The organism is Streptomyces actuosus (assembly GCF_016921115.1).
Classification (GTDB): Bacteria; Actinomycetota; Actinomycetes; order Streptomycetales; family Streptomycetaceae; genus Streptomyces; species Streptomyces actuosus_A.
Window position 1 is genome coordinate 62,923 of record NZ_JAFFZS010000030.1, and the last position, 15,988, is coordinate 78,910.

Here is a 15,988-nt window from a genome sequence, read left to right on the forward strand (position 1 = left end):
CGATGAGTACGCCCATGAACTAGCGACGGTCCGGCATCACCCGGACCTCAGAGGAGCGAAGTGGCTAAGGTCCGGGTCTACGAACTCGCCAAGGAGTTCGGTGTGGAGAGCAAGGTCGTCATGGCCAAGCTCCAGGAACTCGGTGAATTCGTCCGTTCGGCGTCTTCGACCATCGAAGCGCCCGTTGTACGCAAGCTGACCGACGCCTTCCAGGGCGGTGGCAACGGCAAGTCCGCCGGCAAGCCCGCCCCGCGCAAGGCGGCGCCCAGGCCCGCCGCGCCCTCCCCGGCGCAGGCGGCACGTCCGGCTGCTCCGAAGCCGGGCGCCCCCAAGCCCCCCGCCGCGCAGACGCCCGCGGCCCCGTCGGCGCCCGCGCCGGCCCCGGGTCCGCGTCCGGTGCCGGGTCCGAAGCCCGCGCCGCGTCCGGCCCCGGCTGCCCCGGAGTTCACCGCTCCGCCGGCCGCCCCGGCCGCGTCCGGCGGTCCCAAGCCCGGCGGTCCGCGTCCGGGCGGCCCGAAGCCGGGCGCCCGTCCGGCGGGCCAGCAGGGCGGTCAGGGTCAGCGTCCCGCAGGCCAGGGTCAGCGTCCCGGCGGCTCCGCGCCGCGTCCGGGTGCCCGCCCGGCCGGTCCGCGCCCGGGGAACAACCCCTTCACCTCCGGCGGCAACGCCGGCATGGCGCGCCCGCAGGCTCCCCGCCAGCAGGGTCCCCGTCCGCAGGCCCCCGGCGGCCAGGGCGGTCCCCGTCCGCAGGCTCCCGGTGGTCAGGGCGGTCCCCGTCCGCAGGCTCCGGGCGGTCAGCGTCCGAACCCGGGCTCGATGCCCCGCCCGCAGGGCGGCCCGCGTCCCGGCCCGGCCGGTCCGCGCCCGAACCCCGGCATGATGCCGCAGCGTCCCGCTGCCGGCCCGCGCCCCGGCCCCGGCGGTCGTGGTCCGGGCGGCGGTGCGGGTCGTCCCGGCGGCGGTCGTCCCGGTGGCGGCGGCGGTTTCGCCGGTCGTCCCGGTGGCGGCGGCGGTGCGGGTCGTCCCGGTGGCGGCGGCGGTTTCGCCGGTCGTCCCGGTGGCGGCGGCGGCTTCGGCGGTGGCGGCGGCCGTCCCGGCTTCGGCGGCCGTCCCGGCGGTCCCGGTGGCCGTGGTGGCACGCAGGGCGCCTTCGGCCGTCCCGGCGGTCCCGCGCGTCGCGGCCGCAAGTCGAAGCGGCAGAGGCGCCAGGAGTACGAGGCCATGCAGGCCCCGTCGGTCGGCGGTGTGATGCTGCCTCGCGGCAACGGCGAGGCCATTCGCCTGTCGCGCGGTGCCTCCCTCACCGACTTCGCGGAGAAGATCAACGCCAACCCGGCGTCGCTCGTCGCGGTCATGATGAACCTGGGCGAGATGGTCACGGCCACGCAGTCCGTCTCCGACGAGACGCTGCAGCTCCTCGCCGACGAGATGAACTACACCGTTCAGATCGTCAGCCCGGAGGAGGAGGACCGCGAGCTCCTCGAGTCCTTCGACATCGAGTTCGGTGAGGACGAGGGCGACGAGGAGGACCTGGTGGTCCGCCCGCCGGTCGTCACCGTCATGGGTCACGTCGACCACGGTAAGACCCGACTGCTCGACGCCATCCGCAAGACGAACGTCATCGCGGGCGAGGCCGGCGGCATCACCCAGCACATCGGTGCCTACCAGGTCTCGACCGAGGTCAACGACGAAGAGCGCAAGATCACCTTCATCGACACCCCGGGTCACGAGGCGTTCACCGCCATGCGTGCCCGTGGTGCGAAGTCGACCGACATCGCGATCCTGGTCGTCGCGGCCAACGACGGCGTCATGCCGCAGACGGTCGAGGCGCTCAACCACGCCAAGGCGGCCGACGTCCCGATCGTCGTCGCGGTCAACAAGATCGACGTCGAGGGAGCCGACCCGACCAAGGTGCGCGGTCAGCTGACCGAGTACGGCCTGGTGGCCGAGGAGTACGGCGGCGACACGATGTTCGTCGACATCTCCGCCAAGCAGGGTCTGCACATCGACAGCCTCCTGGAGGCCGTCGTCCTCACCGCGGACGCCTCGCTCGACCTGCGGGCCAACCCGAGTCAGGACGCGCAGGGCATCTCGATCGAGTCCCGTCTCGACCGCGGCCGCGGTGCCGTGGCGACCGTCCTCGTCCAGCGAGGCACGCTGCGGGTCGGCGACACGATGGTCGTGGGCGACGCCTACGGCCGAGTCCGCGCCATGCTCGACGACAACGGCAACAACGTCGCCGAGGCGGGTCCGTCGACGCCGGTCCAGGTCCTGGGCCTGACCAACGTCCCGGGTGCGGGCGACAACTTCCTGGTGGTCGACGAGGACCGTACGGCCCGTCAGATCGCCGAGAAGCGTGCCGCCCGCGAGCGCAACGCCGCGTTCGCCAAGCGCACGCGCCGCGTCTCCCTCGAGGACCTGGACAAGGTGCTCAAGGCCGGCGAGGTCCAGCAGCTCAACCTCATCATCAAGGGTGACGCTTCCGGTTCCGTCGAGGCGCTCGAGTCGTCCCTGCTCCAGCTGGACGTCGGCGAAGAGGTCGACATCCGCGTCCTGCACCGCGGTGTCGGTGCGGTCACGGAGTCGGACATCGACCTGGCGATGGGCTCGGACGCCATCGTGATCGGCTTCAACGTCCGTGCGGCGGGCCGCGCGGCGCAGATGGCCGAGCGCGAGGGCGTGGACGTCCGCTACTACTCGGTCATCTACCAGGCGATCGAGGAGATCGAGGCGGCCCTCAAGGGCATGCTCAAGCCGGAGTTCGAGGAGGTCGAGCTCGGTACGGCGGAGATCCGCGAGGTCTTCAAGTCGTCCAAGCTCGGCAACATCGCGGGTGTCCTCATCCGCTCGGGCGAGGTCAAGCGCAGCACCAAGGCGCGCCTCATCCGCGACGGCAAGGTCGTCGCGGAGAACCTCACCATCTCCGGTCTGCGCCGCTTCAAGGACGACGTCACCGAGATCCGCGAAGGCTTCGAGGGCGGTATCAACCTCGGAAACTTCAACGACATCAAGGTCGACGACGTCATCGCGACGTACGAGATGCGCGAGAAGCCGCGGGTGTAGCGCCCACGGTGCCTGCGCTGGCCGGCGGGAGCACGCTCCCGCCGGCCAGCGTCCCTTTTCCCGCCCCACCCCGACTCGGGGCGCGGGGCGGGGACGGACCGGTGGGCGGGTCCCGGAGTACCCGGAACCCGCACGCCGCAGGTGGTCCGCCGACCGGTGCTGTTCCCGGGGAAACCCGGTCGAGTCGCCGGCGGGTACGGGGTACCGTTCATGATGTCCCCGGCCGCACGGACCCGGGGCCATCGATCCCGGACCGGCGGGTGAACCGGTTGCACACATGTATGTGGGGACGCTGTCCTTCGACCTCCTCCTCGGTGACGTACGGTCGCTGAAGGAGAAGCGCTCCGTCGTCCGCCCCATCGTCGCCGAGCTCCAGCGCAAGTACGCGGTGAGCGCGGCCGAGGTGGACCATCTCGACCTCTACCGGCGTGCCGAGATCGGCATCGCCGCGGTCTCCGGCGACGCGGGGCACCTCACCGACGTACTCGACCGGTGCGAACGGCTGGTCGCCGGCCGCCCCGAGGTGGATCTGCTGTCCGTGCGGCGGCGCTTCCACGGCGAAGACGACTGACCAGAGAACAAGACAGGAAAGAACGGGAGCTGGACCAGTGGCCGACAACGCGCGGGCGAAAAGGCTGGCGGACCTCATCCGGGAGGTGGTGGCCCAGAAGCTGCAGCGTGGGATCAAGGACCCGCGGCTCGGCTCGCACGTCACCATCACGGACACCCGGGTCACGGGCGACCTCAGGGAGGCGACCGTCTTCTACACGGTCTACGGCGACGAGGAGGAGCGCAAGGCCGCCGCGGCCGGACTGGAGAGCGCCAAGGGCATCCTCCGCTCCGAGGTCGGCAGGGCCGCCGGCGTGAAGTTCACGCCGACCCTGAGCTTCGTCGCCGACGCCCTCCCCGACAACGCCCGTACCATCGAGGACCTCCTCGACAAGGCGCGCGCCTCCGACGCCGCGGTGCGCGAGAGCGCCACCGGCGCGCGGTACGCCGGTGAGGCCGACCCCTACCGGAAGCCCGCCTCCGACGAGACGGACGACACCGCCGAATGAACGACCGCAAGCCCACCCCGCCCGACGGCCTCGTCATCGTCGACAAGCCGTCGGGCTTCACTTCGCACGACGTCGTCGCCAAGATGCGCGGCATCGCGCGCACGCGCCGCGTCGGCCACGCCGGCACCCTCGACCCGATGGCGACCGGCGTGCTCGTGCTCGGCGTGGAGAAGGCCACCAAGCTCCTCGGCCATCTCGCGCTGACCGAGAAGGAGTACCTCGGCACCGTCCGCCTCGGGCAGAACACCGTCACCGACGACGCCGAGGGGGACATCACCTCCTCCGCCGACGCCTCCGGGATCACCCGCGAGGCCATCGACACCGGCATCGCCAAGCTGACCGGCGACATCATGCAGGTGCCGTCCAAGGTCAGCGCCATCAAGATCGACGGCGTGCGGTCGTACAAACGGGCCCGTGAGGGCGAGGAGTTCGACATCCCGGCCCGGCCGGTGACGGTCTCCTCGTTCACCGTGTACGACGTCCGGGAAGCCGTAGCCGAGGACGGCACCCCCGTCCTCGACCTGATCGTCTCCGTCGTGTGCTCCTCCGGCACCTACATCCGCGCCCTCGCCCGGGACCTCGGCGCCGACCTCGGCGTCGGCGGCCACCTCACCGCGCTGCGCCGCACCCGCGTGGGGCCGTACAAGATCGACACGGCGCGGACGCTGGACCAGCTCCAGAAGGAGCTGGCGATCATGCCGCTCGCCGAGGCGGCGGCTGCTGCCTTCCCGCGCTGGGACGTGGACACCCGGCGCGCCCGGCTGCTCACCAACGGCGTCCGCCTGGAGATGCCCGACACCTACGCGGGCGCCGGGCCCGTGGCCGTCTTCGGCCCGGAGAACCGCCTCCTCGCCCTCGTCGAGGCGCAGAAGGGCAAGGCGAAGAGCCTGGCCGTCTTCGGCTGACGAACCCGCGGGCCCGGGCCGCGCGCCCGGCCCCGGGCCGGTTCGCCCGTGGAGCGGCGAGCACGGGGCATCACCTGCCGCCGCTCCACGGTCCCCCCTCGGTTCCCCCACCCCTAGGGTGTATCCAGCGTCCCCCGTCCATTCACCCGTCCGGGCGGGCGCTCGGAGTGAAGCGGGGGAGCGCAGAGGGGCGCGTTCGTCGAGCGATCTTGTCCCGCCGATCACGGCCTGCCTACGGTCGAAGACACAGGCAGGCGCAGGGCGGGAGGAACGACCATGTCGGGACGGGGCACGCGCACACGCACCCGGGCCGGGCACGGCCGGCCGCGCCCGGACGCCACCGAGGGCGGACCGCACCAGGGCGAGGCGCGGCGCGGACAGGACCGGGACGGCCCGGCGGACAGCGCTCGGCGGGACACCGGCGGTGCCCACGACTGCGGTCCGCAGGACCACCCGACGCACCCGCAGGCCCTCGGACCCGCTCTCGTCCATCTCCGGGACCCGGCCGGCCGCCCCCGCGGCCTCGGCTTCGCGGCCGACCACCTCGGCACCCTGATCACCAGCCACGAAGCAGTCGACGGCCTGACCCGGCTCGTGGTGCACACCGCCGACGACCGCAGCTGCGTCGTGACCGCCGACGCGGTGACCGCGCTGCCCCACCGCGGCCTCGCCCTCGTCCGCACCGAGGGACTCGGCCTCGACCCGCTCCCGGTCACCGCTCGGGACCGCATCGACAGCGGCACGTACGTCCGCGTCCCCGCCGGCTGCTGGCGTGAGGCCCGGGTGCTCGGCGCGACCGGCGCCACCTACACCGCCGCCGACCGCGCCCATCCCGTCGGCGACGCCCTGGAACTGGCCATCGGCACGGCCGGCCGGGACGCGCTGCGACCCGGCGGTGGCGCGGCCGGCGGGCCCGTGCTCGACGCGGCGACCGGTGCGGCCGTCGGCGTCGTGGTCACCGCCCTGCGGGCCGGTGCCACCGCCGCCGGGCTCGCCGTGCCCCTGCGCCCCGCCGCGGACGGCCCGCTCGCCGACGTGCTCGCCCGCAACGCGGCCACCGTGCCCGCCTACGGTGCGGATCTCAACCCGGCCGGGATGCTGGAACTCACCGCCGTCTGCGTCGGCCAGGACGGCCCGCCCGGCGCGCTGCCCGGACACGGACCGTCCCCCCGGGGCGCCGCGGACCCCGTCGAACGAGCCGTGCCGGCCGCCGCGTTCGCCGCCTTCACCGCCGGGGACGCCGCCGTCCTCGCGCTCGTCGGCGCCCCCGGCAGCGGCCGTACCACCGAACTCGCGGCGCTCGCCGCCCGCCGCAGCCGTGACCCGCTGCCCGCGCCCACCCTGTGGCTGCGCGGCGCCGACCTCCACGAGGACGACACCGGCGTCGCCGACGCCGCCCGCCGGGCGCTGGCCCGTGCCGCCCGCATCGTCGCCGTCTCCCGCGGAGGCGACCCGGCGGATCTCGGCGACCTCGGCCCCGAACACCTGGCCCGTCTCGCCCGCACCGTCGGCCGGCCCCTGCTGCTCCTCCTCGACGGCCCCGAGGAGATGCCCCCGGTCCTCGCCCACCGCCTGCCCGCCTGGACCGAGGGCACCGCGGACTGGCTGCGCCGGACGGGTGCCCGGCTCGTGATCGCCTGCCGGCCGGAGTACTGGGAGGGCGCCGGCGCGCACTTCCCCCGCGAACTCCTGCACACGGCCGAGCCCCCCGGGGACGGGACGCTGCCGCCCTGCGTCCCGCTCGGCGACCTCGTCCCCGAGGAGGCCCGGCTGGCCCGGCAGCGCCACCGCGTCCCCGAGGACGCCCTCCCCGGCCCCGACGCCCGCCACCCCCTCACGCTGCGCCTGCTGGCCGAGGTGCGTGCCGCGCTGCCGGAGGTCTCCCGGGTCCGCGCCGACCGCCACGACGTCCTCTCCGCCCACCTGGACCTGATGTGCCTGCGCGTCGCGGTCCGGCTCGCCGCCGAGAACGAACTGCGTGGCACCGCCGTACGACGGCTCGCGGCCAAGGTCGCCGGGCAGGTCCACGAGGCCGCCCGCCGCAGCCTCGGCCCGGGCCAGGGGGAACTGGACCGGCAGGCGTTCGAGACGGTGTTCCCCTGGGGGCCGGCCCCGACCCGGCTCGGCGGCGGCACCGGCTGGGCGTCCGCCGTCCTCGCCGAGGGCCTCCTCGTCCCCGCGGGCGGCGGCTACCGCTTCGCCCACGAGGAACTCTCCGACTGGCTCCAGGGCACGCACCTCGACCTCGACGAGGCCCTGCGCGCGCTCGTCCACCGCGACCCGCGTGAGGCGCATCCGCTGCCCGTCCCGCACCACCGCATCGGCCCCGTGGTGCAGGCCATGCTCGTCCAGGCCCGCCAGCACGGCACCCGCCGGCTCGCGCTGCGCCTCGACGAGCTGACCGACGCCCTGGAGGCGGACCCGGACTCCTGGTGGGCCGCGCGGCTGGTCACCGAGGTCCTCGCCCGCGTCCCCGACGCCACTCCGTACCTCGGTGTGCTGGGCGACCTCGCCGACCGGATCGCCGCACGGCGGCTGCCCCCGGCGCGCTTCGGTCCCGCCTTCTGGAGCGGACTCCCGCTGCGTGACGCCGACCGCCTCGACCTGCTGCGCCGCCTCGTGCTCGCCGACACCACGCCGCAGGACGGCGGCGCCCCCCGCTTCCTCGACACCACGGCCCGGCTCCTGGCCGGCGACCCCGCCACCGTGCAGCCCCATCTCACCCACTGGTTCGACGACGAGCGGCCCCTGCCCGCCACCCCTCACGCCACGGTCGCCACCGCCGCGCAGGCCCTGCTGCACACCCACCGGCACGGCGCGCTCGACGACCTGACCGAGGTCCTGGTCGACAGCGCCCACCACCGCGCCGACGAACTCCTCGCCGTCCTCGCCGAGGACGAGCCCTCCGCGCTCTGCCGGGCCGTCGAGCGGTGGGCCCGCGACGAACGGCCGGACCGGCGGGTGGCGGCCGTGGCGTACGGGCTGCGCGCCGCACCGTACGTCCGCAGCGACGCCGACCGGGAACTGCTGCGCCACGCCGCCCTCGCCCTCCTGGCCGGGTCCGCCGACGCCACATTGCACGGTGGCGCGCTCGCCCTCCTGGTCCGCGACCCGCGCACCCGGGCCCGCCACCTTCCGGAGGCGCTGCGCCGGTTCGCCGCAGGCGATCCTCACCTGCCGCCCGGCGCCCTGCTCACCGCCTTGGCCACCCACCCGGAACCCGTCCTCGACGCTTTCCGGACCCGGCTCGCCGCGCCGAACGCCGGGGACGCGCTGCGTGCCCTCGCCGAGGTCGGCGAGGCCGGACCGGCCCGCCGCGTCGCGGCGCTGGTCCGGGAGGCCGTGGCGGCACGCCCGGACGTCGCCGAGGACGTCGCCGGATACGTCGACCGGTGCCTGAACCGTGGACCGTCCGCCCGCGCCGTGCTGCTTCCCCTGGTCACGGGTCTGCTGCACGGCGGGCCCGAGCGGGTGCGGGCCGCCCTCGCCGCCGTTCTGGCCACCCCCGGCGCCCCCGCCTCCCGACCCCTGCGCGCGGAACTGCGCGGGTTCCTGCTGGCCCACGAGCAGGAACCCGCCGTCCTCGCCGCGTTGCTCCACGCCGCCGTCTACCAGGGCGGCGACGAGTTGCGCGACCTCCTCCACCGCACCGGCCTGCTGCTCGTCCGTACGCCGGAGGGCGCCTCCCGCCTCGACCGCGGCCTGGTCGACCTCGCCCGTCACGTCCCCGGTTTCGCCGCGCTCATGGCCGGTTGGCTGTCGGGAACCCCGGGGGACTGGGCGGCGGTCGTCGGTCCCAGCACCCGTCGCGTGATCGAGAACCTGGCGAGCGGACGGGTCCTCGTGTGAAGAGTCCGCGTCACGTGCGCCCCGTCACAGCCACCATGCCGATGCCGGGCGGTGGCGCGCGGCATGGCACCCTTAGACCTGCGTAACCAGGCACCGAAACACCAACGGCAGATACAGACACGGGTTCGAGGAGCGGTCACAGTGCAGCGCTGGCGTGGCTTGGAGGACATCCCCCAGGACTGGGGGCGCAGCGTCGTCACCATCGGCTCCTACGACGGAGTGCACCGCGGCCACCAGCTGATCATCCGGCACGCCGTGGACCGCGCTCGCCAACTCGGTGTGCCCGCCGTCGTCGTCACCTTCGATCCGCACCCCAGCGAGGTCGTCCGCCCCGGCAGCCACCCGCCGTTGCTCGCCCCGCATCACCGCCGTGCCGAGCTGATGGCCGAGCTGGGTGTGGACGCGGTGCTGATCCTGCCGTTCACCACCGAGTTCTCGAAGCTGTCGCCGGCGGACTTCGTCGTCAAGGTCCTCGTCGACCGGCTGCACGCCAGAGCCGTGGTCGAGGGCCCCAACTTCCGCTTCGGCCACAAGGCCGCGGGCAACGTGGAGTTCCTCACCGAGCAGGGCAAGGAGCACGACTTCGAGGTGGAGGTCGTCGAACTCCACCTCACCGGCGCGGCGGGCGGGGGCCAGCCGTTCTCCTCCACGCTGACCCGCCGCCTGGTGGCCGAGGGGGACGTCGCCGGCGCCGCCGAGATCCTCGGCCGCCCGCACCGCGTGGAGGGCGTGGTGGTGCGCGGCGCCCAGCGCGGCCGTGAGCTGGGCTTCCCGACCGCCAACGTCGAGACGCTGCCGCACACCGCCATCCCCGCCGACGGTGTGTACGCCGGCTGGCTGCACACGGGCGGCGAGGCGATGCCGGCCGCGATCTCCGTCGGGACCAACCCGCAGTTCGACGGCACCGAGCGGACCGTGGAGGCGTACGCCATCGACCGGGTGGGTCTGGATCTGTACGGCCTGCACGTCGCCGTGGACTTCCTCGCCTATGTGCGCGGTCAAGCCCGCTTCGACACGCTGGACGCGCTGCTGGAGCAGATGGCCGAGGACGTCAAGCGCTGCCGGGAGCTGGTGGCGGAGGCCGACGCCGAGGTCCGGTAGGGACCTGTACGACGCCGAAGGGCGGCCGGTGCCTGCTGGGCACCGGCCGCCCTTTCGTCGTACGCCGGGTTACTGCTGCGGCGGCTCGGGCTGGGCCGGGGGCTGTTCTCCCGGCTGTGGGTAGCCGTACCCCTCCGGCGGGCCCGGCTGCTGCGGGGCCTGCTGCTGTCCCGGCTGCTGCGGTGCGGGGTGGGGGTGCGGCTGGTGGCCGCCGGGCTGGCCGGGCTGTGCCGGGAACGGGGCGGCGGGTTGGCCCGGCTGCGGCGGGTACGGCTGGCCCTGCGGCGGGTACGGCTGGCCAGCCTGCTGCGGGTACGGCTGGCCGGGCTGCTGGGGGTGCGGCTGCGGCGGGTACGGCTGGCCGGGTTGTCCCGGCTGTCCGTACGACGGACCGGGGTGCCCGGGTTGCGCGTACGGCCGGCCGGGCTGTCCCGGCTGCGCCGGCATCCCGTGCGGTGCGTACGGTTGACCCGGCTGCTGCGGTTGCGGGACCTGCTGGCCCGGGTACGGCTGGCCCGGCATCGGCTGACCCTGACCCGGCATCGGCTGACCCTGGCCCGGCATGGGCGGGGCCGCCACGGGCGGCGGATTGCCGTCGCTGGTCCACAGGCCGTGCGCCTGCTGGTGCCGGGTGAAGTCCTCGGCGATCATCGCGGCGAGATGGAAGTACGCCTCCCGCACCTTCGGCCGCATCATGTCCAGATCGACCTCCGCTCCCGCTGCGAGGTGCTCGTCGAACGGCACGACGACGACGCCGCGGCAGCGGGTCTCGAAGTGGCCCACGATGTCCTCGACCTTGATCATCTTGCCGGTCTCGCGCACGCCGGAGATGACGGTGATCGAGCGGGCGACCAGGTCCTGGTAGCCGTGCGCCGACAGCCAGTCCAGGGTCGTGCTGGCGCTGGACGCGCCGTCCACGGACGGCGTGGAGATGATGATGAGCTGGTCGGCCAGGTCCAGTACACCGCGCATGGCGCTGTAGAGCAGGCCCGTGCCCGAGTCGGTGAGGATGATCGGGTACTGCTTGCCCAGGACGTCGATGGCGCGCCGGTAGTCCTCGTCGTTGAAGGTCGTCGAGACGGCCGGGTCGACGTCATTGGCGATGATCTCCAGGCCGGACGGGGCCTGCGAGGTGAACCGCCGGATGTCCATGTACGAGTTGAGGTACGGGATCGCCTGGACGAGGTCGCGGATCGTCGCGCCGGTCTCGCGCCGCACCCGGCGGCCGAGTGTGCCGGCGTCCGGGTTGGCGTCGATGGCCAGGATCTTGTCCTGTCGCTCGGTGGCGAGCGTGGAACCCAGCGCGGTGGTGGTCGTGGTCTTGCCGACACCGCCCTTGAGGCTGATCACGGCGATGCGGTAGCAGGACAGCACCGGTGTGCGGATGAGGTCGAGCTTGCGCTGCCGCTCGGCCTCCTCCTTCTTTCCGCCCAGCTTGAACCGGCCCCCGCCCGCGGCCGGACGGCTGCTCTTGGTCCGCTGCTTCTTGTTGTTGAGCAGCCGGTCGGATGACAGTTCGACCGCCGCGGTGTAACCCAGCGGTGCGGCACCGGGGTTGGTGGGCTGGCGCTGGTCGTGCTGCACCGGCTGCGGCCAGGCCGCCCCGGTGCGCGGGTCGACGGGCGGCACCGGCGCGCCCGGCCCCGGCTGCGGTGCCTGCGGGGCGGCCTCGGGCGGCTGCGGCGCACCGTGCTGCTGCGCCGGGGGCGGGAAGCCGTGACCGTCCTGGGAGTCGGGCACCGGGGGCGGCGGGAAGCCGTACCCCGAGGGCGCCGGGCCGGTCGGCTGCTGTGCGGGTGCGCCCGGCGGCGGGAAGCCGTAGCCGGGCTGCGCCTCGGGCGCCGGGGCGGGCGGCCGAGGCGTGGCGGGCGGCGCGGTGGGCCGGCCGCCTTCCTGCGGGAATCCGGGGCCGGTGGGCGGCGGGCCCTGCGGGCCCGGGGCGGGCGGCGGGTTCCAGGCGGCCGGGGCGGGCTGCGGCGCCTGGGGAGGGAAGGGCTGCTGGGGCGCCTGCGGGTGTGCGGGCGCCGAGGGGTCCGGCTGCGGAGCCGCAGGGACCCCGCCCTGGTGCGGCACCGGGGCGGGGCCCTGGGGCTGCGGAGCTGCGGGGCCCGCCGGGTGCGGCTGCGCGGTCCAGTGGGCGGCCGGGGCCGGGGCGGCGGGCTCGTACGACGGCGGCAGCGGTGGAACGCCCTGCTGCGGCGCCGGCGACCCGGTCCGGTCCGGGGCGGGCTGCACGGCACGGGGGTCGGGGGCGGCGCCTTCGGTGACCGGCGCCTCGCCGGGGCTCGCGGGGGCGTCCGCGACGGAGGTGCCGACGGCGACGGGCGCGTCCGCCACGGGCGCGTCCGCCACGGGTGCGCCGGTGTCACCGGGTGCGACGGCTTCGGGTGCGTCGACGCCGTCGCCCTCGGCGGACGAGGGGGCGCCGGCGCCGGCCTCGGCGGTGTCCTGGGCGGTGCTGTCCGTGGCGCCCTCGGGGTCCTCGGCCGCGGCGACGTCCTCGCCCTCGCTCGTGGCGGGGTCCGCGACGTCGGCCGCGCCCGGGATGCCGTCGACAGAGAAGGCGTCCACGGGCGGGGTGTCGGCGGTGTCCGCGTGGGCGGCGGCCGGCCCGTCCGCCGACGCTCCGGCTCCGGCAGCCACGCCGGTCCCGACGGGCGCGGCAGGTCCTCCGGACTCGCCGGTGCCGGTGGTTTCGGCCGAGGCGGCGGGCGCGGGGGGCTCGGCGGGCTCCGCGGTGCCGGGGTGTCCGGCCGCGGCCGCGGGGTCCTGCGCCCCGTCGGAGGCCTCGGCGGGGCTCTCGCCACCCTGCTCGGCGGCGGCCCGCTCGTCGATCTCACGCTTGAGAGCCGACGCGGAGATGCGCATGGTCGCCCCGCTGACGAGGTCGCCGTTGCCCGGTTCCCCGGCCTCCGGCGGCACGGGCGCCGTGGCCGGTGCCGGCTGCGCGACGGGCGCGTCGGGCGCTGTGGGGGGAGCCGGTGCGAACGCCGCGTCGGGTCCGGCCGGAGGAGCGGACGCCTCAGGCGCGGGCGGGTACGCCGGAGGGTACGCCGCGTCGGGCGCGGGCGGGGGTGTGGGTGCCCAGGCCGGCTGGAAGCCGCTGCCCGGAGGCAGGTCGGGCACGGACACCGGTGGGCCCACGGGCGGAGGAGGCGTGGCCGGACCGGGCGCCGGCGGCGGCACGGGTGCCGGGGACGACGGCGCGGGCGTCTGACCCGACGCGTTCTGCGTGTACCAGGCGGGCGGCGCGTAGTCGATGGTGAACTCGCCCGTCATCTCGATGGCGGACTCCGCGTCGGTCTGGTCGTCGTCGGGTGTGTCCCAGCCCCCGCGGATCCCGTCCCGATCGCTGTTCACAGTTCCTCCTGGTGTGGTCGAACGCCCTCATGCAGTGCTGGGGGGTGACCGTTCCTGTCGTACATTCCCCGGGTTGTTCCCCCGGGCCGTTCCCCGGTGGCCCCGGACCCTGTCGTCGCGGGACGCGCAGGCCCCGCTCACGGGTACACGTGACGTGCCCTGCCCCAGCCTAATCACGAACACCGCGACCCCGGCAGGCCCGCCCACCTCTTTCCCCGCGCCCGAGGTGCCGCACCGCCCGGAGAACCGCCGCGAGACGCCCCTACGTTCACCGAACCGTGACGAGCGGCGGCCCCCAACCCGCCTCCGGCAGGGCATCGATGCGCCGCTCGGCGGCGGAACGGACGTGCTACGCACGGGAGATACGGTGCAAGACGAGGAGGAACGGGACAGGCAGGGTGAAGATGCGACGAGCCTCGTGAGACCGGGCAGAGCGGCGGAGGTGGGCGCCCGCCGCGGACCGTTCGGCAGCGGGGTCAGTCCATGCGCCGCGCCACGCCCAGCAGTCCGACCTCGGGATCCGTCGCCTGCGTCATCACGTACTGCCGGTCGCGGTCGGTGCACCACAGCGTGACGCCGTCCGGGAGCGAGGGCAGCGACTCGATCTCGGGGCGCGGCAGCCCGATCACCCGGCCGATCTCCGCCGCCTCGTCCGGCGACACCCGCTGCACCCCCACCAACCGGGCCTGCCGCATCAACCGCGGTGCGACGGGGCTGAGATACGGCAGCAGCGTGAGCACCGACTGCCAGGGCGCCGACGCCACACGCCCGCGCGGAGGGCGCATCCCGCAGTCCCGCACCACGAGGACCGGCGTGCCGGCGGACGCGCCCTGCGGAGGCACCCGGCCGACGTCGTACACCGCGAGGCCGTTCTGCCCGCCGCCCATGGCGTGCACCATCGGCATCCACGCCTGCGCGCGCCCCGTCTCCACGGCCACCCGGGCACCGGTCGCTGCCGCGCGCAGCGCGAGGACCTGCGCGGTCCACAGGCCGCCGATGAGCGCGATGTCGTACGGTGTGGGGCGGTTGACGCCGAGCACGGCGGGCCGGCCCTCGGTGTCCACCCCGACCACCACGCCGTCGTCGCCGATCGGCAAGGACAGCGCGTCGGCCTGCTCCACGGTCAGTGTGTGCCGCGGATGCCGCGGGCCCAGCAGGCCGAAGCCGGTGCGCAGACGCTCCCCGAAGGACGGGTCCGCGGCATGGGTCGTCGTCGCCATCAGCGGGCACCTCCGAGCGGCAGGGTCGCGAGGACGGCGGGCAGCTGTTCACGGTCCAGCCGGGCCAGACCGGTCTTCGCGGCCCGCGCCGCCTGCTCCAGTTCGCGGCGGGCGTCGGTCAACTCCTGGTTGCTGCGCCCGGTGATGCGCACGTGACCGGTGAGCGTCACGTCCTGCCGACCGCCCTTGGCGAGCGTCAGGCTGAACGTCGTGGCCAGTGCGGGAACCGAGGTCAGCTGCGCCACCAGCTGCGCCAGCGAGGTGCTCTCGCCGCCCAACTGCGGCCAGCGCCGCACCCAGTACGTGGTGTGCCGTCGGTTGTCGCAGCGCCAGCTGCGGCTGGACTCCTCCGTCCGCGGCTGCGGCGCCTCGCCGCGGCCGGCCTGCGCGGCCTGCGCGGTCACCATCGGGTTGGCACACGCGGAGGTGGCGATGGCCGCCGTCAACTCCTCCTCGTTCAGCACGTTCGCCCGGAACCCGGCGCCGGTCAGCCGGCTCGCCAGATGCTCCGCGGCCCGCGCCAGGCACTTCTGCGCACCGACCAGACCGCCGCCGCGTGCGGCGACCGCCTCCGGGCACAGCTCGGGATCCAGCTTCAGCGCGATCCAGGTGATGCGCACCGCGGGGGAGCCCGTCTGGGCCTGCAGCGGAGCGTAGTTGCTCACCACCACCGACTGCTGCGGCAGGTGCAGGGCGGGCGCGGGCTGCGTGTGCACCACGATCTGCGCCGACTCCAGCAGGATCCCGTCGACCTCCAGCACGTCCCGGACGACGGCGACGGGCAGCGGTCTGCGTCCGCGCTCGGCACGCAGCGCACCGGCGTCCGACTCCACCTGGAGCACGGCGGTCAGGAAACCTCCGTCGCCCACCATGCCGATCGGGCGCTGGTCGTGGTCGTCGCCGCGGCTGTGGCTGTAGGTGCGCAGATTCGGGTCGCACTCCACGGCCGGCGCGAGACCCGAGTCCGTGTCCGGCGGCACCACGGCGCCGGCGGCGCGGCGGCGTCGCGCCCGCAACGCCAGCAGCGTGCCCAGCCATTCGGGAAGGGAGCGGCCGCGGCGCCGTACCACGGCGAGCACGACGAGCAGCGCCGCGACCACGCCGGCCGGCACCAGCACGTACGTCCCGGCGATCCAGCCGCACACCACGACCGCCGCCGCGGCCTCCAGCAGCACCAGCCGCTGCACGGCGAACGAACCCCCGCGTCCGGAACGCGACTTCGGATGCGGGGTGACGGAGCCACGCTGGGACCCGGGGGCCGGGTGCCCGGCCCCTTGTGGGGAGGGGGAGGCCGCGCCGCGGCCCTGCGGCCGGCGCGGGCCGGCCGATCGTGAGCCCGATTGCGATCGCGACCGGGTCCGCGTCGCGGAAGCCATCACTCCAAAACCCCCGAAGTCTCCCGAAAACCCTTGCGCTGCGGTCTCGTCAAGTC

The 15,988-nt window shown here is 75.0% G+C and carries 9 protein-coding genes; 6 read left to right on the forward strand and 3 right to left on the reverse strand.

Going from position 1 to position 15,988, the window contains the following annotated elements; all coding sequences use genetic code 11:
- Positions 1 to 60 precede the first annotated feature (60 nt).
- The 6 genes from infB to JS756_RS27970 all read left to right on the forward strand — a co-directional run bounded on the left by infB (position 61) and on the right by JS756_RS27970 (position 9,976).
- Entirely contained in the window at positions 61 to 3,063 is a 3,003-nt protein-coding gene (gene infB / locus JS756_RS37865) for a translation initiation factor IF-2 (RefSeq protein WP_205386007.1), read from the forward strand.
- Positions 3,064 to 3,340: 277 nt separating this feature from the next.
- Entirely contained in the window at positions 3,341 to 3,634 is a 294-nt protein-coding gene (locus JS756_RS27950; RefSeq protein WP_205386008.1) for a DUF503 domain-containing protein, read from the forward strand.
- 37 nt (positions 3,635 to 3,671) lie between these two features.
- Positions 3,672 to 4,121 carry a 30S ribosome-binding factor RbfA gene (gene rbfA, locus JS756_RS27955; RefSeq protein ID WP_205386009.1) on the forward strand — a complete coding sequence of 150 codons (450 nt, stop codon included), beginning with the start codon at positions 3,672 to 3,674 and terminating at the stop codon, positions 4,119 to 4,121.
- A complete protein-coding gene (gene truB / locus JS756_RS27960; RefSeq protein WP_205386010.1) occupies positions 4,118 to 5,026 on the forward strand; it encodes a tRNA pseudouridine(55) synthase TruB in 909 nt (302 codons plus the stop codon). The genes rbfA and truB overlap by 4 nt, the downstream gene beginning before the upstream one ends.
- 276 nt (positions 5,027 to 5,302) lie before the next feature.
- Positions 5,303 to 8,875 carry a trypsin-like peptidase domain-containing protein gene (locus JS756_RS27965; RefSeq protein WP_240204473.1) on the forward strand — a complete coding sequence of 1,191 codons (3,573 nt, stop codon included), beginning with the start codon at positions 5,303 to 5,305 and terminating at the stop codon, positions 8,873 to 8,875.
- Between the two features lie 141 nt (positions 8,876 to 9,016).
- A complete protein-coding gene (locus JS756_RS27970) occupies positions 9,017 to 9,976 on the forward strand; it encodes a bifunctional riboflavin kinase/FAD synthetase (RefSeq protein ID WP_205386011.1) in 960 nt (319 codons plus the stop codon).
- A 69-nt stretch (positions 9,977 to 10,045) separates the two neighbouring features.
- Here JS756_RS27970 and JS756_RS27975 read toward each other — a convergent pair whose 3' ends face one another.
- From JS756_RS27975 to eccE, 3 genes are all read right to left on the reverse strand, one after another.
- Positions 10,046 to 13,336, reverse strand: a complete 3,291-nt coding sequence (locus JS756_RS27975) for an SCO5717 family growth-regulating ATPase (RefSeq protein WP_205386012.1) — start codon at positions 13,334 to 13,336, stop codon at positions 10,046 to 10,048.
- Between the two features lie 476 nt (positions 13,337 to 13,812).
- Positions 13,813 to 14,556 carry a hypothetical protein gene (locus tag JS756_RS27980; protein WP_205386013.1) on the reverse strand — a complete coding sequence of 248 codons (744 nt, stop codon included), beginning with the start codon at positions 14,554 to 14,556 and terminating at the stop codon, positions 13,813 to 13,815.
- Complete coding sequence (gene eccE / locus JS756_RS27985) at positions 14,556 to 15,932, reverse strand: type VII secretion protein EccE (protein WP_205386014.1); 1,377 nt, start codon at positions 15,930 to 15,932, stop codon at positions 14,556 to 14,558. Before eccE ends, JS756_RS27980 begins: the two co-directional genes overlap by 1 nt.
- Positions 15,933 to 15,988: the final 56 nt, after the last annotated feature.